The sequence below is a fragment of the Micromonospora sp. C41 genome, assembly GCF_018070485.1.
GTDB lineage: Bacteria > Actinomycetota > Actinomycetes > Mycobacteriales > Micromonosporaceae > Micromonospora > Micromonospora chalcea.
In genome coordinates this window covers 38,639-57,916 of sequence record NZ_JAGPXP010000003.1, presented here as the reverse complement: position 1 = coordinate 57,916, position 19,278 = coordinate 38,639, and the positions used below count along the sequence as shown (strand labels likewise).

The window sequence follows — 19,278 nt, the reverse complement described above, 5'->3', positions numbered from 1 at the left end:
CGGCGGGGTGAGAAAGCCCACCATGGGTGGAGTTGACGTCAACTTCAGGTTGCACGATGGAAGGCATGACCGTGCTCTTCTCCGACGACGACGTCGCGGCCGCCGTGGACGCCCCGCTCACCGTCGCGGCCATGCGGGACGCGCTGCTGGCCGCATACGCCGGGCGGCTCATCGCCCCGCCCCGGGCGTCCGCGCCGCTGGGCGGGGGCCGGATGGTGCTCACCGCCGGTCACCTCACCGGGCAGTGGTACGGCTTCCGCTCCTACGACACGTTCGGCCACCCGGAGAGCGGTCAACTGGTCGTGCTGCACGACGCCACCACCGGCGCGGTACGCGCCATCGCCGTCGGCGAGGAGCTGGGCTCGCGGCGTACCGGAGGACTCGGTGGCGTGGCGGTGGACGCCCTGGCCCGCGCGGACGCCGCCACGCTCGGCGTGGTGGGCTCCGGCCGGCAGGCGTGGACCCAGGTCTGGGCCGCCGCGGCGGTCCGGCCGCTGCGCGAGGTGACCGTGTACAGCCGCTCGGCGGCCCGGCGGGAGGCGTTCGCCGCCCGGGTCCGCGCCGAGCTGGGCCTGCCGGCCCGCGCCGTCGGCTCGGCCGCCGCCGCGGTGCGCGACCGCGACGTGGTGGTGCTCGCCACCACCAGCACCGTCCCGGTGATCGACGCCGCCGACCTGTCCCCCGGCACGCACGTCAACACCGTCGGCTTCAAGCAGACCGACCGGCACGAGTTCGGCCCCGACCTGCTCGACGCCGCCGACCTGCTGGTCACCGACTCGCCGGGGCAGGCCGCCGCGTACGTGCCGCCGATGCTCGCCGCCGTCGAGCCGTACGCCGGTCGGTTGCGCGACCTGGGCGCGGTGCTGGCCGGGGCGGTCCCCGGCCGGACCGGCGCGGACCAGATCTCGGTCTTCTGCTCCACCGGCCTGGCCGGCACCGAGGTGTTCCTGCTCGACCGGCTGGCCCGCGTGGCCGCTCCCGCCCGCTGAGCGTGCCGGACGGGCGGCGTGGCGGTACGGAACCGGCCCGGTACCCTCGGATGGTGTCTGCCACCTCCTCCACCCCGCAATCCGACGGGCGCCGGGTCGCCCTGCTGACCCTCGGCTGCGCCCGCAACGAGGTCGACTCGGAGGAGCTGGCCGCCCGGCTGCACGCCGACGGATGGCAGGTCACCACCGACGGCGAGGGCGCCGACGTGGTGGTGGTGAACACCTGCGGCTTCGTCGAGAAGGCCAAGCAGGACTCGATCCAGACGCTGCTGGCCGCCGCCGACACCGGCGCGAAGGTCGTCGCCGCCGGGTGCATGGCCGAGCGGTACGGCCGTGAGCTTGCCGACAGCCTCCCCGAGGCGCAGGCCGTGCTCAGCTTCGACGACTACCCGGACATCGCCGCCCGGCTCGACTCGGTGCTCGCCGGCGAGGCGATCGGCGCGCACACCCCCCGCGACCGGCGGGAGCTGCTGCCGCTGACCCCGGTGAAGCGCCGCGACGCGGCGGTGTCGCTGCCCGGGCACGGCACCCCGGCCCGGGTCGCGCCGGAGACCGACGCGCACACCCCGGCCCACCTGCGGCAGGTGTTGCGGCACCGGCTCGACACCGGCCCGGTGGCCTCGCTGAAGCTCGCCAGCGGCTGCGACCGGCGCTGCGCGTTCTGCGCCATCCCGGCGTTCCGCGGGGCGTTCGTCTCGCGTACCCCGGACGAGCTGCTCGCCGAGGCCGAGTGGCTGGCCAAGACCGGCGTCCGCGAGCTGGTGCTGGTCAGCGAGAACTCCACCTCGTACGGCAAGGACCTGGGCGACCCGCGCGCGCTGGAGAAGCTGCTGCCGCAACTCGCCGCGATCGACGGCATCGTGCGGGTCCGCGCCAGCTACCTCCAGCCCGCCGAGACCCGGCCCGGCCTGGTCGAGGTGATCGCCACCACGCCCGGCGTGGCCGCGTACTTCGACCTGTCGTTCCAGCACTCCAGCGAGCCGGTGCTGCGCCGGATGCGGCGCTTCGGCTCCACCGACCGGTTCCTGGAGCTGCTCGCCTCCGCCCGCGCGCTGGCGCCGGACGCGGGCGCGCGCAGCAACTTCATCGTCGGCTTCCCCGGCGAGACGAAGCAGGACGTGGCCGAGCTGGTCCGGTTCCTGACCGAGGCGCGGCTGGACGCGATCGGCATGTTCGACTACAGCGACGAGGACGGCACCGAGGCCGCCGGCCTGGCCGGCAAGGTCTCCGCCGCCACGATCAAGCGGCGGTACGACAAGCTCAGCGCGCTGGCCGACGAACTCTGCTCGCAGCGCGCCGAGGAGCGCCTCGGCGCGACGGTGGAGGTGCTGGTGGACTCGGTCGCCGACGGTGTGGTGGAGGGGCGGGCCGCCCACCAGGCGCCCGAGGTCGACGGCTCGACCACGCTCGTCGCGCCGGTCGGCGGCGGCGTCGACCTGGCCGCGTTGCGCCCCGGTGACCTGGTCCGGGCCACCGTCACCGCCACCGAGGGCGTGGACCTGGTCGCCGTACCGGATGAGATGATCTCGGCGGCGCCCGGCGCGGTACGGTGACGGCGGGCCCGGACGAAGCGGGGAAGCCACGTGGGGCGATGCGGGACATGACGGGCGCGGAGTCGACGGCGGCCGCCCCCGTACCGCTGCTCAACGCGGCGAATGTGCTGACCGGCGCGCGCCTGGTGCTGGTGCCCGTCTTCGCGGCCACCGTGGTCGCGTCCGCGATGACCCACGCGGGCTGGCGGATGGCCGCCTGCCTGATCTTCGTGGTGGCGTCGGCGACCGACCTGGTCGACGGCTGGATCGCCCGCCGGTTCGAGCTGGTCACCTCGCTGGGCAAGGTCGCCGACCCGATCGCCGACAAGGCGCTCACCGGCGCCGCGCTGGTGCTGCTCTCCGTCTACGACCGCCTGCCCTGGTGGGTGACTGTGGTGATCCTCGCCCGTGAGCTGGGCATCACCGGGCTGCGCTTCTGGGTGATCCGGCACGGCGTGATCGCGGCCAGCCGGGGCGGCAAGGTCAAGACGGCGCTGCAGATCCTGGCGATCACCTGGTACCTCTGGCCGATGCCGGAGGCGCTCGCCGCGATCGGTCCGTGGATCATGGGCGCGGCGGTGGTGGTCACCGTGGTCACCGGTTTCGACTACATCGCCCAGGCGTTGCGGCTGCGGCGTCCGGCCCGTTGACCCGGGCAGCCGGCTCGTCGCTCCGGGCGGCCGAAGAGTAAGCCGCCCTGGCGCGGGAAGAGAGGGCGGGCATGGACACCGACGAGAGACACCAGCGGCCCGCCGGCAACCCGGCGGCCTCCGTCGTGCACCGCCTGCACGAGTGCGGCCAGACGCTGGCCACCGTCGAGTCGCTGACCGGCGGGCTGCTCGCCGCGGCGGTCGTGGAGATCGCCGGGGTCAGCTCGATCTACCGGGGCGGCATGGTGGTCTACGCCACCGAACTCAAGGCGACGCTCGCCGGCGTACCGGAGGACCTGCTGGCCGAGCGCGGCCCGGTCGACCCCGACGTGGCCGCCGCCCTGGCCGAGGGCGGACGGCAGCGGTGCGGCGCGGACTGGGGCCTGGCCACCACCGGCGTCGCCGGGCCGGAGCCGCAGGACGGCAAGCCGGTCGGCCTGGTCTACGTGGCGGTCGCCGGGCCGGACGGCACGCAGGTACGCCGGCTCGACCTCGACGGCGGCCGCGACCACATCCGCTCGGCCGTGGTGATCGAGGCGCTGCGGCTGCTCGCCGACCGCATCCAGCTCCCCGAGGACGCCGACGCCGCCGAGGCGGCGGGGGTCGGCCCCCGATGAGCCGGCCCGGCGCCGACACGCCCGGCCGCGGGCCCGCCGGCCGGCCGATCCGCACGGATTTTCAGAGGCGGGGTGGGATGTCGTCGTGGCAACCAACGGGTACGGTTGCGGGAAGGCTCCGACGGTCGCCGTCGGCGCCGGAGCGGTTTCCGCGTCCGGCGCCCGGCGCGGCTCGGCCGGGCATGGTGGTCCCGTCCAGGGGGAGGTGCGATGGTCCTGCTACGCCGGGTGATCGGTGACGCGCTGCGGACACGCAGGCAGGGGCAGCACCGCACCCTCCGCGAGGTGTCGTCCGCCGCCAACGTCAGCCTGGGCTACCTCTCCGAGATCGAACGCGGCCAGAAGGAACCGTCGAGCGAGCTGCTGGCCGCCATCTGCGACGCGCTCGGCGCCCGCCTGTCGGAACTGCTGCGCGAGGTGAGCGACACCGTCGCCCTCGCCGAGCAGATGCCCGGCGTGCTGGTCCCGGTGGCCGACGAGCCGGCCCCGGTGGCCACGGCCGCCGTGCGCAAGGCGACCAACCGCGGTGTCCGGCAGGTCACCACCGACGGCGCGGTCGCCGTCCAGGTCCGGCAGGACTCGCCGCTCAAGGCCACGCTGCGCAGCACCCGGGTACGCCCCGCGGAGCGGGACGTGGTCTGCGCCGCCTGACCCCGGCTGTCGCGTCGTGGGCGGTGCTGGCGTCCGCGTCGTACTGTTGATCAGGAGCGTACGGGTGCCGGAGTGGCGTCCGGCTGGAACGATGTAGGCGCGACGCTACTGAGGGGACGAGGCGGAGATGGCTAACCCGTTCGTCAAGGGTTGGAAATACCTGATGGCGCTCTTCGGCGCGAAGATCGACGAGCACGCCGATCCGAAGGTGCAGATCCAGCAGGCCGTCGAGGAGGCGCAGCGCCAGCACCAGGCGCTGGTGCAGCAGGCGGCCGCGGTGATCGGCAACCAGCGCCAGCTGGAGATGAAGCTGTCCCGGCAGATGACCGAGGTGGAACAGCTCCAGGGCAACGCGCGGCAGGCGCTCGCAGTGGCCGACCAGGCCCGGGGCCGGGGCGACGAGGCCGAGGCCGGGCGCTACGAGCAGACCGCCCAGATGCTGGCCACCCAGCTGGTCTCCGCCGAGCAGGCCCTGGAGGACCTCAAGACGCTGCACGACCAGGCGCTCGGCGCGGCCGCCCAGGCCCGCAGGGCGGTCGAGAACAACTCGATGATCCTCCAGCAGAAGCTGGCCGAGCGCACCAAGCTGCTCAGCCAGCTGGAGCAGGCCAAGATGCAGGAGAGCGTGGCCCGCTCGCTGGAGTCGATGTCGTCGCTCACCGCGCCCGCCAACACCCCGTCGCTCGACGAGGTCCGCGACCGGATCGAACGCCGCTACGCCACCGCCATGGGCCGCGCCGAGCTGGCCGGCAACTCGGTCGAGGGCCGGATGCTGGAGATCCAGAAGGCCACGCTCGACTCGGCCGGATCGGCGAGACTGGAACAGATCCGGTCGAGCATGGCCGGCGAGCAGCTCGGTGGCCGGCAGGAGACCCCCGCCGTCGGGCAGCCGGCCGACCCGGCCGCCGCGGCCCGGCTCGACGAGATCCGGGCCAGCATGAGCCGGGAACGCGGCACCGGGGAGAGCACGACCGGCTGACGGAGGGGCGGACACCATGGCGGACGAACGGGCCCGACACTTCCGCAGGTTGCGCAGGCTGCGCAACTCGGCGCGACGGTGGAGCGTGCTGGCCGGCGGGCTCGGCGGCGCCGCGGCGGTGCTCACCCCGTACGCCGGACTGGGCCTGCCGGATGCGGCCTGGGCCGGTGCCGCGGGCAGCGCCATCGCGATCGCCGCCTGGCGCTGGGCCGACCACCGGGCGCTCGCAGCAGTGCCGGCGCCGCCCGCCCTCGACCCGGCGGAGGCCGCCGCCCGCTCCCGCGCCCGGCTGGTCGCCGCCGTCGAGCGGCTGCCCGTCGGGCCGGGTGTCCTGGCCGAGGTACGCCGGGTCCGCTCCCGCATGGCGCTGCGCGGCACCGCCGCGGCCGAGCCGTGGGCACGGCTGGACCGGGCCGCGCTCACCCTGGCCGGGCTCGCCGGACGGCTGACCGGGCTGGCCGAGCCGGCGGTCCGGGAGGCGGCCGAGGCCGATCGTTCGCTGCGTGAGCTGGCGAACCGGGTGGCGGGCGTGGAACGCGCGGCGAAGCTGACCCCGCAGAGCACGCTGGACGAGGTGCACGCCACGCTGGTGGCCCAGTTGGAGGACGGGGTGGCCGCGTACGAGCGGCTGGTGGTGGCCGCCGCCGGCTACGTAGCCGAGGACGCCCGTCCCGACACCGCGCACCCGGCCGCCGCGCGGCTGACCGAGGCCACCGACCTGCTGCACGGGGTGGCCTCCGCCCTGGCCGAACTCCGCACCCCCCTCCGAGCCCCCCAGCCCGGACGCTGACCGCCCCCGCCGCACGCCGATCGTCCGCGCGCTGATCGTCCCGCGCGCTGATCGTCCCGCGCGCTGATCGTCCCCCGCGTTGATCAAGGAGTTTGTGTCCTGAGGCGGGCCGAATCCGTACACCAACTCCTTGATCACCGGCGCGGACAGGGGGCGGGCGGAGGGCTTCGGTCTGCCCGGGCGGGCAACTCGCGGTCAGGCACCCCCACACCCGCCCATCGCCCCGCCAGCGCCGGTGATCATGAGGTTGGCGGTGTTGTTGATCTCGGAAACTGCCGTCAACTTCATGATCGACCCTGAGAGGGAGGGCTAGGTGGGGGTGGTTATGGGGGTTGGTGGGGTCCAGGGGGACGTGCCAACCACGTTCGTCGTGCGTACTCGGTAGTAGTAGGTGGTGGAGCGCGCCAGGCCGGTGTTGGTGAAGCCGCGGCCGGTGACGCGGAACGTGGCCGGCTCCCTGGTGAACGCGGCGTCGGTGGCGCGCTGCACGATGAAGCCGGCGCCCGGTCCGGCCGGCGTCTCGGCCGACCAGCTCAGCGTCACGGTGGCGGTGTCCGGTCCCGGCGCGCTCGCGATGACGCTCACCGCCGTGGGCGTCGTCGGCCGGGCCGGGGTGGTCACCCGGGCCACTGTCGACCAGGGGGACGCCGCGCCGAGGTACGTCGTGCGTACCCGGTAGTAGTACGTGGTGTCCGGCGCGACGGCCGGGTCCACGTGGTTCTCGCCCACGGCGATGGCGGTGGTCCCCGGGCCGCTGCTGAACGTCGGGTTGGTGGCGCGCTGCACGTCCACACCGGTGGCGAAGGAGTGGTTCGCCCAGCGCAGCGCCACCCGCAGCGGCGCGGTCGGCGGCACCGCCGCGGTGAGCCGGGCCGGCGCGGCCAGACGCACCGCCGCCGGTACGGCATTCGACCAGGACGAGCAGCTCACCGCGTTCTCGGCGCGGATCCGGTAGTGGTAGGTGACGCCGGGGGTGACTGTCGCGTCGGTGTAGCGGGTCGCGGTGGCGGCCACGGTGATCTCGGTCAGCCCGGCGGTGAAGGCGCTGTCGGTGGCGCGTTGCAGCAGGTGGCTGGTGGGCACCGGGCGGCTGCCGTTGCCGGTCCAGGTCAGCGCGATGGCGGGCAGCGCGGTGGCGCTGCCGGGCGCCGGGGTGGCGGTCAGCCCGGTGGGCGCCTTGGGTGCCACCCGCAGCACCAGCGGACGGCTCATGCCCTGGTCGCGCAGTCCCGCCGAGCGGGTCTGCCAGCGGTACTCCCAGCCCAGGTTGACGAGTTGGTTGACCACCGTGGCGGGGCGGCCGTCGGCCGGGCTGACCGGGCTCGCGTCCAGCCGCGCGCCGGCGGGCCGGGACGGGTCGAGCAGCCGTACGCTGTCGCTGATCTTGAACGGCAGGGGCGGCGGTACGGGACGCAGCGCCACCACGACGTCCTCCCGGGGGTTGACCCGGACGGTGTCCTTCCAGCCCAGCTCGCCCGGCTCGGGCGGGCGCAGCGTGCCGTCCCAGCCGACCCGGTTGACCAGTTGCACGTCGCAGCCCTCGATGTGCACCGGATGGGTGCGCGGCGCGTCGCCGACGATCCGCCACAGTTGCGTGCCGTCGCCCGGCGCGCCGACCGGCACGGCCGGGTCGGTGGCGTGCAGCACCTCGGTGGCGGGTTCCACCGGGCCCAGCGGCAGCGTGGCCGGCAGCAGCGGCCCGCTGACCGGGTGGCCGACTCCGAGCCGGCCCACCGCGCGGCCGTGCCGGGGCTCGAACACCTGCCCGACCGACTTCACCGCCAGCGGCAGCGTGACCGGGGCCGCCGCGCCGGGCGGGGTGAACGTGACCGAGCCGTCCCGCGCGCCGACGAGCGTCGGACGCGGGGTGTGGGTGCCGAACGCGGCGTCGTACGCCGGTTGCGGCACGATCGGCGGCGGCTGGCTGTGCGGGTACGCCCCTGGTAGCCGGTCGGCGAGCCGGCGCGTGTCGTACGGCTCGGCCGGTGTGCCGGTGACCCGGATCTGGAGCAGCGTGCGGGTGTTCGGGCCGTAGCCGGGCCGGGTCGGCGGCAGCCCGCCCGAGCCGGTCCGGTCGGGCGCGCCGGTGTGGTGGTCGTAGCGCGTGTCGAACCGGGGCAGCGGCGCGGGGCAGTCGTTGTAGAGGATGAGCGTGCTGCCCGGCGGCACGGTGGCGAAGTCCACGATCACGTCGGCCCGCTCGCCGGGGGCCAGCAGCAGCGCGTGGCCGTCCACGTTGAGCACCGTCGGGTCCTGCCTGTCGTAGCGGTAGTCCACCGGCCGGTTGGCCAGCACCACCGGGGCGGGGAGCAGCCCGCTCTCGTTGCCGATCTGGATCAGGTCGGGTCCGGCGGCGGCCGGGTCGGGCACGCCGCCGTCGCGCCCGTCCACCGGCCAGTACGCGGGCCGCCCGGGCGCGCGTACCGCCTCGACCATCGGCACCTCGCCGGCGTCCGGGTCGGCCGGGCTGCCGTCGTCGGCCCACATCGGGCCGTCCGAGGCGGCCCGGTAGAGCTGCAGGTTCAGCGCCCGGTCCGCGCAGGCGTTGAGGATCCGGAACCGGTACGCGCGCGGGGCGACCTCCAGGTACGGGTAGGCCACGCCGTTGACGAGCGGGGTGTCCCCGTACGCCTCGGGCACCGCCGACGGGTGCGGCACGGCGGGCGCCAGCGGCGGCTCGTCCGGGTCGGCGTCGGGGTCGTGGTGCGGGTTCGGCACCGGGGCGACCCACGGGCTGGCGCCGCCGTCCGGGTCGTGGGTCCACGGGCCGTAGTCCCAGCGGCCGGTGGGGTTGCCGCCGGTGAGCCGGTACGGGTTCTGCCGGGGCTGGTAGACGTGGGGGTGCCAGAGGCTGCCCTTGGCGCCCCAGCGGTCCCGGTCCCAGGTCGGGTCCTGAGCGGCGAGTTGCGCGTCGTCGGGTACGAACGTCTTGTCCTCGATCACCAGCGGGAACTGTTCCGCGGGCAGCACGCCGTCGTCCACGAGGCGGTCCTCGGCGGGGTCGGTGAGCAGGTACAGCGCGATCTGCCCAGAGTAGACGGTGAGCCGGGACAGGCCGAGCGTGTTGTCGTGCAGCCACATCAGCCGGCCGCTCTGCTCGTTCGGGAAGTACAGCGTGGTGGCGCCCGCGCCGGGCGGCGGCATGTCCGGCACCGGGGTGACACCCACCCCGGCCGGGTACGGGGTGATCTCGCCGGCCGGGGTCACCCACTGCCACGGGTTGCCGGCGCTGATCCACCCGGTCTGCGCGCCGGACAGGTGCGGCACGGCCCGGTTCTGCGGGTACGGCGCGGGACCGTCCAGCGGGCCGGCGCCGGCCCCGTCGACAGTCTCGTCCACCGGCAGGAACAGCTCGCCCGCCCGTCCGGTGGGGAGCTGGTTGATGAACTTGATCCGGACCGGGCGGCCCCGCCGCGCGACGATCATCGGGCCGAGGTGCCAGGGGCGGTCCGGTGGGCTGACCGTGTTGTGGCCGGCGGCGTCGGTGCCCAGGTTGAGCTGCCGGTAGCCGCGCAGCCGGGTGGCCGGCAGGTCGCGGTGCAGGCGCTGCGCGTACTCCTGGAGGCCGATCTCGTAGTAGTCGCAGCCCGGCCAGGTGATGGTGTCCGGGACCGCTACCGGCAGGCGGGCGCCGAGCCCGTCGGTGGCGGGCTGCCCAGGCAGCGGCAGCGGGTCGACGAACTTGCGGATGCCGGTGCCCGGCGCCGGGCGGCCGTCGGCGTCGAGCGTGGGCAGCGGGCTGGCGGCGGTGTTCGGCACCGGGCCGAACAGGCGCGGGACGGCTGCCGGGTCCAGGCTCGCCGGGGTGGTCCCCGGCTCCTCGTCGCCGGCGCGCGCGGCGGGAACGCCCCGCGCCGCGGAACCGGCGAACGCGGTCTCCTCGGCGACTCCGGCCCGGTCCGGCCGTCCCGGCCGGAGTCTGCGGAACAGCACCATGGCTCTCCCCGGGGTCGGGGCGCGCCGGCCGACACCCCGGCGTGGCGGGCGTACGCGCTGCTGACGATCGGTGAGCGGTCAATCGCAGCATGCGACGCCACGGGGGTGGGACGGAAGTACCCAATCGTCCCTATCTCGGCGATCTTTGGCGTTTCGTGGAAGTTCCACGTCAGGAGCGGTCGGGCTGGCAGACCGGGCACCAGTAGGTGACCCGCTCACCCAGCTCCTCCTTGCGGATGGCCGTCCCGCAGCGCCGGCACGGCTGGGCCCGGCGGCCGTAGACGTAGCTGGTGCCGCCCCGGCGCAGCACCCCGGTCGTGCTCTGCGTCCAGCGGCCCCGGTTCGCCGCGAGCAGCCGCTGCGCCAGCGCGACGGTGCCCGGCAGGTCCGGCACCGCGCCCACCGGCGTCCACGGGGACACCCCGCGCAGGAACAGCACCTCGCACTTGTAGAGGTTGCCCACCCCGGCGAGGTTGCGCTGGTCGAGCAGCGCCTCACCGATGGTGCGTTCCGGCTCGGCGGCCAGGCGGCGTACCGCCTCGTCGGCGTCCCAGTCCGGGCCGAGCAGGTCCGGGCCGAGGTGACCGACGAGCGACAGCTCCTCGGCTGTCGGCACCAGCGCCAGCTCGTGCAGGTGGTAGCCGACGGCGACCGCGCCAGGGGAGCGGAGCACCACGCGGATCAGGTGCGCCGGTCGCGCCGTCCAGCGCTCACCCGGGGTGTAGGCGCGCCATGCGCCGTCCATCCGCAGGTGCGAGTGCAGCGTCCACTGCGCTGCGGTTGGCGCGGTGAGGCGCAGCAGCAGGTGTTTGCCCCGGCTGGCCGACTCGCGCACGGTCCAGCCGGTCAGGTCGGTGGCGGCGAGCTGCGGCACGCGGAAGTCGGACCCGGTGAGCCGGGCCCCGGCCAGCGCGCGATCCAGGACGCGCGCGGTGTTCCAGACGGTGTCGCCTTCGGGCACCCCGCCATTGTTCCCTACCGAACAGAATTCGCATGTGTCGCCATTTGTACTGAGGTTCCACTTGATCAGCGGAAACGCAACGATCAGGGGGTTCTGAGGAGAATGCTGATGGCTCATTCCGGACGTCGTATCGTCGTCGCCCTGACTGCCCTGCTCACCGTGGCCGCCGGACTGCCCGGCACGCCCGCGTCGGCCGCGCACCCGTCCACCGCCGTGCCGGCTCGCGCCGGCGCGCCCGACCCCGAACGCTGGTCCGTCGACCTCGCCGTCGCCGGTGGCGACGACGTCAACGTCGCCTGGCGTTCCGGCCGCCTCCGGCTGGCCGATCCCCGCCCCTCCGCCCGCACCCGCCCGGCCGCCGTGGGCGGTCCGGTCGCCGAGGGCATCCTGCTCTCCGCGCCGCGCGTCCTGGACCGGCCCGCCACCCGGGTACGCGCCCGGCTCACCGCCCGCACCGGCGACGGGGGTACGGCGGTGGCCCAGGTGCGCGGCTGGCGCGCCCGGGGCTGGACCGAGTGGCGCGACGCCGCCGAGGCCGTGTTCGACGAACCGGTCCGCCGGGTGCAGGCGCGCGTCGTGCTGACCACCCGGGACGCCGCCTCGGAGGCCACCGTCACCGGGCTGACGCTCGCCGCCGACTCGGCCGCCACCACGGCGGTCCAGCCGGCCGCCCCGCTCACCTACCGGGTGTACGCGACCCGGATCGGCCTGGTCGGCGGCACCACCGCGAACGGGCACACCGTACGCGCCCGGGACCACTTCGCGGCGCTGCCCAGCCGGCGCGGACTGTCCCCGCGTGGCACCGGCGACTACACGGTCAAGGTCTGCACCACCAGCGGAAGCCGCTGCGAGTACGCCCCGGTCTGGGACGTCGGCCCGTGGAACACCCGCGACGACTGGTGGAACCCGTCGTCGATCCGGGAGAACTGGAAGGACCTGCCGCGCGGGCGGCCCGAGGCCCAGGCGGCGTACCAGAGCAACTACAACGGCGGGCTGGACCAGTTCGGACGCACCGTGCGCAACCCGGCCGGGCTGGACCTGGCCGACGGGACGTTCTGGGACGGGCTGCGGCTCACCGACAACGCGTGGGTGGACGTGACGCTGCTGTGGACAGGTGGCGGGGCGCGAGCGATCGTCGGCTCCGGGCCGCTGAACCTGCGCGCCGGGGCGGGCACCTCGTACGCGAGCCGCGGCCTGGCCGCCACGTACGCCCAGGTGCCGGTGCAGTGCTACGTGACCGGGCAGAAGATCACCGGTACCTATCGCACCACGACGAGGTGGTACCGCCTGGTCGGCGGCACCTACGTCAGCCACGCGTACCTGTCCTCGATCTACGGCGGCACCGTCCCCCGCTGCTGACCCTGCCCTCTCGCCCCCTGACCCCCGTTGATCTTGCAGTTTCGGCCCTTTCGGTGGGGCATTTGTCCTCTGTGCCGGGGCGCCAACTGCAAGATCGCGGGGGTCAAGGGTGGGGGGTGGTGAGGGTGAGGAGGGCGCCGGGGGTGGTGTGGAGGGTTTCTGCGGCTCGGCCGGTGTTCACCGCTACGGCGACCAGGCCGGCGGAGTCGACGTAGACCACCAGGGCGCCGGGCGGGGCGTCGCCGAACGTGCGGCCGTGGACCGCCTCCCGGCCGTTCACCAGCACCCGGGGCGGCAGGCCGTCGAGCAGCGTGCCCGGCGCGGCGAGCTGGACGTTGCCGAAGTGGTCGACGGTCAGCACCTCGGCGGTGAGGCTGCCCGGCTCGGCGCGGACCACCGGTTCCGGCAGCCGGACCAGCGTGCCCGGATCCACGGCCGGACCGGCCTCGGCCAGTGGCGCGCCCAGCGCCAGCCGCGCGGCGACCGGCGCGAACACGTCCCGCCCGTGGAACGTGCGGGAGACGGCCGGGCCGAGCCAGTCCGGGTTGGTCAGCTCCACCGCCGCGCTCACCCCGCCGAGCGCCTCGGCGGCCGGAAGCAGCAGCCCGTTGTCCGGCCCGACCAGCAGCCCGCCGGGCGCGGCCAGCGCGATGCCTCGGCGTGCGGTGCCGACACCCGGATCGACCACCGCCACGTGCACGCCCCACGGCAGGTACGGCACTGTCTGCGCGAGCACGGCCGCGCCCCGGCGTACGTCGGCCGGCGGCACCAGGTGCGTCACGTCGATCACCCGGACAGCCGGGGCGAGCCTGGCCAGCACCCCGTGGCACGCCGCCACGAACCCGTCGGCCAGCCCGTAGTCGGTGGTCAGCGAGACACAGTTCGGACCGCCGCCCGTCGGTCGCGTGTCGTCCGGCGTCGTGCGGCCCGGACCGCTCATCGCTGGTCCGCCCCGGTCAGGCGCCGGGCCAGGCGCAACTCGTCGTGCAGCGGGATGCCGTCCGCCCCGACCTCCGGGATCGTCGGCTTGACCGCGCGGGCCCGGTCGACAGCGCCCGCGTCCACAGCGACGATCCGCAGCCCCCGGCGCTGGTAGAAGCGCAGCGCGCCCAGGTTGTCGTTCGTCGTGACCAGCCAGATCCGGTCCGCCCCGGCGGCGGTGGCCGTCTCCTGCGCGGCGGCCAGCAGGGCGGTGCCCGCGCCGTTGCCCGGTGCCGCCGCGGCCAGGCTGACCACCTCCAGCCCGTCGGCGTCGACCCGGTACGCCAGCGCCCCGGCGAACCCGCCGGTCTCGTCCACCGCCACCAGCGTGGGCAGGTCACTCAGGTCGTAGCGGGTGTCGTGGACCACCACGATCGGCCCGCCCCACTCCCGCTCGTGCAACGCCGCCAGCGCCGCGCGGTCCTCGTCGCGCGCCTGGCGTACCCGGATCGAGGCCACCGGCACACCCTAACCGCGGCGGCCGGGCGGTCAGCCGCGCAGCCGCAGGCCGCGCGGGGTGGCGCGGAAACCGGCGGCGGTGAGCGCGTCGCGCAGCGGGGACGCGTGCACGGCCTCGCCGTCGGCGCGTTCCACCGAGATCGCGCCGAGCGCTCCGGAGTGCACCGCGTCGGCGAGCGCCTTGCCAGCGGCGCCGAGCGTGTCGGTGTCGTCGGTGAACGACAGGATCGTCCGGCCGCCCCGCTCCACGTAGAGCACCACGTCACCACCGACCAGGACGACCAGCGCGCCCGCCTTGCGCCCGGCCCGATGCCCGGTGGCCGGTGCCGCGCCGTCCCCCGAGTCGACCACGCGCTCGGGCCAGGGCAGCGCCGCGCCGTACGGGTTCGCCGGATCGGTGGCGGCGAGCACCACCGCCGGGCCGCCCCGGCCCTGGGAGTCGTCGGCGAGCGCCCGGATCCGGTCGACCGCGCCGGGCACCGCGAACTGTGCCGCGCCCAGCCCTTCCACGAAGTAGCCGCGCCGTGCCGCCCCGCGTTCCTCCAGCGCGGACAACACCGGGTAGACGGCGGCGAAACCGCCGGTGACCTGTTCGGCCACGACCGCGCCCCGGGTCACCACGCCGTGCCGCTCCAGCAGCAGGTCGGCGAGCGCGGCAGCGCGCCGGGTGGGGTCGCTGTCGCGTTCGGGCAGCCGGGACCAGCGGCCGGCCATTGTGGGCGGGCCGCCCCGGCTGGGCAGCGCCACCCGGCCGGGCCGGCGGTAGCGGGTGCGCGGCGCCGACGGCCGGGACCGGTGCGCCCCGCCCGCGCCGAGCGCGGCCCGCAGCGGGGCGAGCGTGTCGTTGGTGAGGTGACCGGCCCACACCAGGTCCCACACCGCGCCGGACAGGGCGGCGTCGTCGGTGGCGCCGACCCGGTCGGAGAGCGACCGGAAGAACAGCGCCTGCCCGTCGGCGAGCGCGTCGAGCACTGATTCGTGCAGCGGGGTCAGCGTCAGCGCCTCGTCCGGCGGGGGAAGCAGCAGCGGGGCGACGTCGGCGTACGCGAGCGTCACCCACCCGTCGCCGCCGGAGATCGCGCCCGCGCCGGCCCACACCACCTCACCACTGGCGCACAGCTCGTCGAGCTGGGCGGGAGAGTAGTCGGCGACCCGGGCGGGCAGCACCAGGCGTTCCAGCGCGGACGCCGGCACGTTCACGCCCTGCAACTGTTCGAGGGCGGCGGCGACCGCCTCGACGCCCCGGGCCGACGAGCCGACCTGCTGCCAGCGGGGCAGGAACGTGGCGAGCGCGCGCGGCGGCACCGGTTCGATCTCCCGGCGCAGGGCGGCCAGGGAGCGGCGGCGCAGCAGGCGCAGCACCTCCGCGTCGCACCACTGCGTGCCCACCGTGTCCGGGGCGAACTCGCCGGAGACCACCCGGCCGTTCGCCGAGAGCCGCCGCAGCGCCTGCTCCACCACGAACACGCCGAGCCCGAACCGGGCCGCGCAGGTGGCCGCCGCGAACGGGCCGTGCGTGCGGGCGTACCGGGCGACCAGGTCGGTGAGCGGATCGGCCACCGGCGCGAGGTACGCCTCGGCGACCCCGACGGGCAGCGCCACGCCGAGCGCGTCGCGCAGCCGGGCGGCGTCCTCCACGACCACCCAGCGGTCCTCGCCGGCGATCCGGACCCGCAGCACCCGCCGCGCCGCCGCCAGCTCGTCGGCCCAGGACTCCGGCACGCCCCGCTCGGCCAGCTCGGCGCTGCTCAGGTCACCGACCACGCGCAGCAGCTCGACCACGTCCTCCGGGTCGCGGGGCCGACGCTGCTCGGTGCGCCAGCGCAGTTGACGGGCGGTCTCGGCGAGCACCTCCGGGTCGAGCAGCTCCCGCAGATCGACCCGGCCCAGCAGTTCGCCGAGCAGCCCGGAGTCGAGCGCCAGCGCGGCGGCCCGCCGCTCGGCCAGCGGGGCGTCGCCCTCGTAGAGGAACGCGCCGACGTACCCGAACAGCAGCGACCGCGCGAACGGCGACGGGCGCTCGGACTCCACCTCGACCAGGCGTACCTTGCGGGCAGCCAGGTCACGCATTAACTCGGCCAGAGCGGGCTGGTCGAAGACGTCCTGGAGGCACTCGCGGGCGGCCTCCAGCGTGACCGGGAAGTCGGCGTACTCGCGGGCCACGTCGAGCAGTTGCGCGGCCCGCTGGCGTTGCTGCCACAGCGGCTGCCGCCGCCGGGGGTCACGGCGGGGCAGCAGCAGCGACCGGGCCGCGCACTCGCGGAACCGGGATGCGAACAGCGCGGACGTGCCCACCGACTCCTCGACCAGCTGGGCGATCTCGTCCGGCTCGAACACGACCACGTCGGCGCCGGGCGGCGTCTCGGCGGTGTCCGGCAGGCGCACCACGATGCCGTCGTCGGAGGGCATGACCTGGGCGTCCACGCCGTACCGCTCGGCCAGCCGGCGGCCGATCGCGAGCGCCCACGGCCCGTTGACGCGCGCGCCGAGCACCGAGTGCACGGCGAGCCGCCAGTCGCCCAGCTCGTCGCGGAACCGTTCGACCACCACCGTCCGGTCGTCCGGCAGCGACCGGGTGGCCGCCTTCTGCTCGCGCAGGTAGTTCATCAGGTTGCCGGCGGCCCAGTCGTCCAGCCCACCGGCGCGCAGCGCCGCCACCGCGTCGGCGTCGGACTGCCGCAGCAGCGCCCGGACCCGGGCGCCGATCGCCCGGCCCAGCTCGACCGGACGGCCGAGCTGGTCGCCCTTCCAGAACGGCATCCGGGCCGCCTGCCCCGGCGCGGGGGAGACGAGCACCCGGTCGGGCGTGATCTCCTCGATCCGCCAGGACGACGAGCCGAGCAGGAACACGTCACCCACCCGGGACTCGTAGACCATCTCCTCGTCCAGCTCACCCACCCGGGCGGCCCGCTCGGCGCCGGCCAGGAACACACCGAACAGGCCCCGGTCGGGGATGGTGCCGCCGCTGGTCACGGCGAGCCGCTGGGCGCCGGGCCGGCCGGTCAGCACGTCGGTGGCGCGGTCCCAGACCAGCCGCGGCCGCAGCTCGGCGAACGCGGTGGACGGGTAGCGCCCGGAGAGCATGTCGAGCACCGCGTGCAGCGCCGAGTCGGGCAGCTCCGCGAACGGCGCCGCCCGGCGGATCAGCACGGCCAGGTCGCCGAGCCGCCACGGCTCCAGCGCCACCATCGCGACGATCTGCTGGGCCAGCACGTCGAGCGGGTTGCGCGGGTAGTGCAGCTCCTCGATCGCCCCGGCGCCCATCCGCTCGGCCACCACCGTGCAGGAGAGCAGGTCGCCCCGGTGCTTGGGGAAGACGACGCCGCGCGAGACCGCGCCCACCTGGTGCCCGGCCCGCCCGACCCGTTGCAGCCCGGCGGCCACGCTCGGCGGCGCCTCGATCTGCACCACCAGGTCGACGGCGCCCATGTCGATGCCCAGCTCCAGGCTGGACGTGGCCACCACGGCGGGCAGGCGCCCGGACTTGAGCGCCTCCTCGATCTGCTTGCGCTCCTCCCGGGACACGCTGCCGTGGTGCGCCCGCGCGATCACCGCCGGGGCCCCGGTCGCCGCGCCGGACTGCGCCATCACCTCGGCCGGCTGCCGCGGCGCGCGCACCGGCCCCACCGGCCCGCCGAACGCCTCCGCCCCGCGCCGGGCCCGGCTCCCGTCGGCCGGCCCGCCGCCGGACATCGGGCCGAGCCCGTCGGCGTCGTCGAGCCCGGCCTCGTCGCCGGCCGGCGGGCCGTCGACGCCGGGCAGCAGATCGGATACGCGCACCGGCTCCCCGCCCCGGGCCACGCGGCTGCCATCCGGGGCGGACGCCGCCTCCAACTCCTCGGCGGCCAGCTCGTTGAGGCGGGCGCAGAGCCGTTCGGCGCTGCGCCGGGAGTTGGTGAACACGATCGTGGACCGGTGCGCGCGGATCAGCGAGAACACGCGTTCCTCGACGGCCGGCCAGATCGAGGGGCGGCGGGGGGCGAGCCCGCCGAGGTCGTCCTCCGGTGGCTCCTGCTCGTCGAGGCGCGTCATGTCCTCCACCGGGACCTGGACGCTCACCTCGATGGTCTTGTCGGCCGGCGGCTGCACCACGTCGACCGGGCGGGCGCCGCCGAGGAAGCGGGCGCACACGTCGATCGGCCGGACCGTGGCGGAGAGCCCGATCCGCTGGGCGGGCCGCTCCAGCAGCGCGTCGAGGCGTTCCAGGGACAGCGCGAGGTGGGCGCCGCGCTTGGTGCCCGCGACCGCGTGCACCTCGTCCAGGATGACCGTGTCCACGCCGCGCAGCGAGTCGCGGGCGGCGGAGGTGAGCAGCAGGAACAGGGACTCGGGCGTGGTGATGAGGATGTCCGGCGGGGTGCGGGCGAAGGCGCGGCGCTCGTCGGCCGGGGTGTCCCCGGTTCGCATGCCGACGGTGACGTCGGGCGGGGCCAGGCCGAGCCGGGCGGCGGCCTGGCGGATCCCGGTGAGCGGGGCGCGCAGGTTGCGTTCGACGTCGACGGCGAGCGCCTTGAGCGGGCTGACGTAGAGCACGCGGCAGCGTCGGCGGGGGTCGGCCGGCGGCGGTTCCTTGGCGAGCCGGTCCAGTGACCAGAGGAAGGCCGCGAGCGTCTTGCCGGAGCCGGTCGGCGCGACGACCAGGGCGTTGCGCCCGGCGGCCACCGAGTGCCAGGCGCCCTGCTGGGCCGGGGTGGGCGCGGCGAACGCCGCGGTGAACCACTCCCGGGTCGCCGCGCCGAACTCCTGGAGCACCCCGCCCGACCGGGTCACCTCGTCCGCCACGACCCCATCCTGCCGCGCCGGTGTGACATCCGGCCGCCTCGCCGGAGCGATCTGTCCCGGCGACGACGCTCAGGGAGGGAAATGGGTGGTTATTCCGTTAAGTCTTACTTAACTGGTTGCTTGTGCACTGCAACATAAAGTAACTTCACTCGCGATGCGGCGTGGGCTGGAGGCGTGGATGACCGTCGAGGAACGAGGCTTCGGGCCCGGCACCGACCTGCTCCTCCGTCAGGTCGACGGCCGGCTGGCCGCGCTCCGCGCCGGGCTGCGCGGTCCCGACCTCGAACTGGCCGAGGAACTGGCCCGGCGGCTGCGCGAGATGATCCTCGCCACCGCCCGTTCCAGTGCCGCCGACCGGGCGCGCGTGCGGGCCGCCGTGCACTACTTCGTCCAGCGCCGGGAGAGCCGCGACGCCCGGCTGCCGCTGCGGTCCCTCGCCGTCGCCCAGCGCGCCGTCGACCGGGCCGCCCGCCAGTTGGACTCCACCGCCCTGTCCTGACCGGCCCACCCGACCTGACCGGTGCCCGAACTCCGCGTTGATCAAGGAGTTCGTGTCACCGCACCAGCCTGCTCCGGACACAAACTCCTTGAT

The 19,278-nt window shown here is 75.4% G+C and carries 14 protein-coding genes; 9 read left to right on the top strand and 5 right to left on the bottom strand.

Annotated elements, in window-relative coordinates; genetic code table 11:
- Window positions 1-65 precede the first annotated feature (65 nt).
- The 7 genes from KBX43_RS04275 (at window position 66) to KBX43_RS04245 (ending at window position 6,208) form a co-directional block, all read left to right on the top strand.
- Entirely contained in the window at window positions 66-989 is a 924-nt protein-coding gene (locus KBX43_RS04275) for an ornithine cyclodeaminase family protein (RefSeq protein ID WP_210883351.1), read from the top strand.
- A 50-nt stretch (window positions 990-1,039) separates the two neighbouring features.
- Window positions 1,040-2,542, top strand: a complete 1,503-nt coding sequence (gene rimO, locus KBX43_RS04270; RefSeq protein ID WP_043325775.1) for a 30S ribosomal protein S12 methylthiotransferase RimO — start codon at window positions 1,040-1,042, stop codon at window positions 2,540-2,542.
- A gap of 47 nt (window positions 2,543-2,589) precedes the next feature.
- The gene (pgsA, locus tag KBX43_RS04265) at window positions 2,590-3,171 is read left to right on the top strand and encodes a CDP-diacylglycerol--glycerol-3-phosphate 3-phosphatidyltransferase (protein WP_187693674.1); all 582 of its coding nucleotides are present in this window, start codon (window positions 2,590-2,592) and stop codon (window positions 3,169-3,171) included.
- Between the two features lie 71 nt (window positions 3,172-3,242).
- Window positions 3,243-3,788, top strand: a complete 546-nt coding sequence (locus KBX43_RS04260; protein WP_043325772.1) for a CinA family protein — start codon at window positions 3,243-3,245, stop codon at window positions 3,786-3,788.
- 210 nt (window positions 3,789-3,998) lie between these two features.
- Window positions 3,999-4,439: a helix-turn-helix domain-containing protein gene (locus KBX43_RS04255; protein ID WP_043325770.1), complete on the top strand. Its 441-nt coding sequence runs from the start codon at window positions 3,999-4,001 to the stop codon at window positions 4,437-4,439.
- Window positions 4,440-4,566: 127 nt separating this feature from the next.
- Entirely contained in the window at window positions 4,567-5,418 is an 852-nt protein-coding gene (locus tag KBX43_RS04250; RefSeq protein WP_030503385.1) for a PspA/IM30 family protein, read from the top strand.
- A gap of 16 nt (window positions 5,419-5,434) precedes the next feature.
- Window positions 5,435-6,208 carry a hypothetical protein gene (locus tag KBX43_RS04245; RefSeq protein WP_043325768.1) on the top strand — a complete coding sequence of 258 codons (774 nt, stop codon included), beginning with the start codon at window positions 5,435-5,437 and terminating at the stop codon, window positions 6,206-6,208.
- Window positions 6,209-6,517: 309 nt separating this feature from the next.
- Here the strand turns inward: KBX43_RS04245 and KBX43_RS04240 are convergent, their stop codons facing one another.
- A complete protein-coding gene (locus tag KBX43_RS04240) occupies window positions 6,518-10,144 on the bottom strand; it encodes a multicopper oxidase domain-containing protein (protein ID WP_210883349.1) in 3,627 nt (1,208 codons plus the stop codon).
- A gap of 169 nt (window positions 10,145-10,313) precedes the next feature.
- Window positions 10,314-11,105 (bottom strand): DNA-formamidopyrimidine glycosylase family protein, encoded by a 792-nt coding sequence (locus KBX43_RS04235; RefSeq protein WP_064447098.1) that lies wholly within the window; start codon window positions 11,103-11,105, stop codon window positions 10,314-10,316.
- A 108-nt stretch (window positions 11,106-11,213) separates the two neighbouring features.
- Between KBX43_RS04235 and KBX43_RS04230 the strand changes: the two genes are divergently transcribed.
- The gene (locus tag KBX43_RS04230; RefSeq protein WP_166455490.1) at window positions 11,214-12,464 is read left to right on the top strand and encodes a hypothetical protein; all 1,251 of its coding nucleotides are present in this window, start codon (window positions 11,214-11,216) and stop codon (window positions 12,462-12,464) included.
- 103 nt (window positions 12,465-12,567) lie between these two features.
- Here the strand turns inward: KBX43_RS04230 and KBX43_RS04225 are convergent, their stop codons facing one another.
- From KBX43_RS04225 to KBX43_RS04215, 3 genes are read right to left on the bottom strand one after another with little or no spacing between them, the layout of a single operon-like run.
- On the bottom strand, window positions 12,568-13,404 hold the full coding sequence (locus KBX43_RS04225) for an S-adenosyl-l-methionine hydroxide adenosyltransferase family protein (RefSeq protein WP_247677160.1): 837 nt from the start codon (window positions 13,402-13,404) through the stop codon (window positions 12,568-12,570).
- Entirely contained in the window at window positions 13,401-13,904 is a 504-nt protein-coding gene (locus tag KBX43_RS04220; RefSeq protein WP_210883346.1) for a GNAT family N-acetyltransferase, read from the bottom strand. Before KBX43_RS04220 ends, KBX43_RS04225 begins: the two co-directional genes overlap by 4 nt.
- Before the next feature lie 30 nt (window positions 13,905-13,934).
- Entirely contained in the window at window positions 13,935-18,686 is a 4,752-nt protein-coding gene (locus KBX43_RS04215; RefSeq protein WP_210883344.1) for a DEAD/DEAH box helicase, read from the bottom strand.
- 178 nt (window positions 18,687-18,864) lie between these two features.
- On the opposite strand from KBX43_RS04215, the gene KBX43_RS04210 reads away from it, so the two are divergent.
- Window positions 18,865-19,185 carry a hypothetical protein gene (locus KBX43_RS04210; RefSeq protein WP_030504176.1) on the top strand — a complete coding sequence of 107 codons (321 nt, stop codon included), beginning with the start codon at window positions 18,865-18,867 and terminating at the stop codon, window positions 19,183-19,185.
- Window positions 19,186-19,278 lie beyond the last annotated feature (93 nt).

Excerpts from the sequence above, each read along its gene's own strand:
- KBX43_RS04230 (WP_166455490.1), top strand. The coding sequence starts at position 11,214 with ATGGCTCATTCCGGACGTCGTATCGTCGTCGCCCTGACTGCCCTGCTC.
- rimO (WP_043325775.1), top strand. The coding sequence starts at position 1,040 with ATGGTGTCTGCCACCTCCTCCACCCCGCAATCCGACGGGCGCCGGGTC.
- KBX43_RS04245 (WP_043325768.1), top strand. The coding sequence starts at position 5,435 with ATGGCGGACGAACGGGCCCGACACTTCCGCAGGTTGCGCAGGCTGCGC.
- KBX43_RS04260 (WP_043325772.1), top strand. The coding sequence starts at position 3,243 with ATGGACACCGACGAGAGACACCAGCGGCCCGCCGGCAACCCGGCGGCC.
- pgsA (WP_187693674.1), top strand. The coding sequence starts at position 2,590 with ATGACGGGCGCGGAGTCGACGGCGGCCGCCCCCGTACCGCTGCTCAAC.
- KBX43_RS04255 (WP_043325770.1), top strand. The coding sequence starts at position 3,999 with ATGGTCCTGCTACGCCGGGTGATCGGTGACGCGCTGCGGACACGCAGG.
- KBX43_RS04210 (WP_030504176.1), top strand. The coding sequence starts at position 18,865 with ATGACCGTCGAGGAACGAGGCTTCGGGCCCGGCACCGACCTGCTCCTC.
- KBX43_RS04250 (WP_030503385.1), top strand. The coding sequence starts at position 4,567 with ATGGCTAACCCGTTCGTCAAGGGTTGGAAATACCTGATGGCGCTCTTC.
- KBX43_RS04275 (WP_210883351.1), top strand. The coding sequence starts at position 66 with ATGACCGTGCTCTTCTCCGACGACGACGTCGCGGCCGCCGTGGACGCC.
- KBX43_RS04225 (WP_247677160.1), bottom strand. The coding sequence starts at position 13,404 with ATGAGCGGTCCGGGCCGCACGACGCCGGACGACACGCGACCGACGGGC.
- KBX43_RS04240 (WP_210883349.1), bottom strand. The coding sequence starts at position 10,144 with ATGGTGCTGTTCCGCAGACTCCGGCCGGGACGGCCGGACCGGGCCGGA.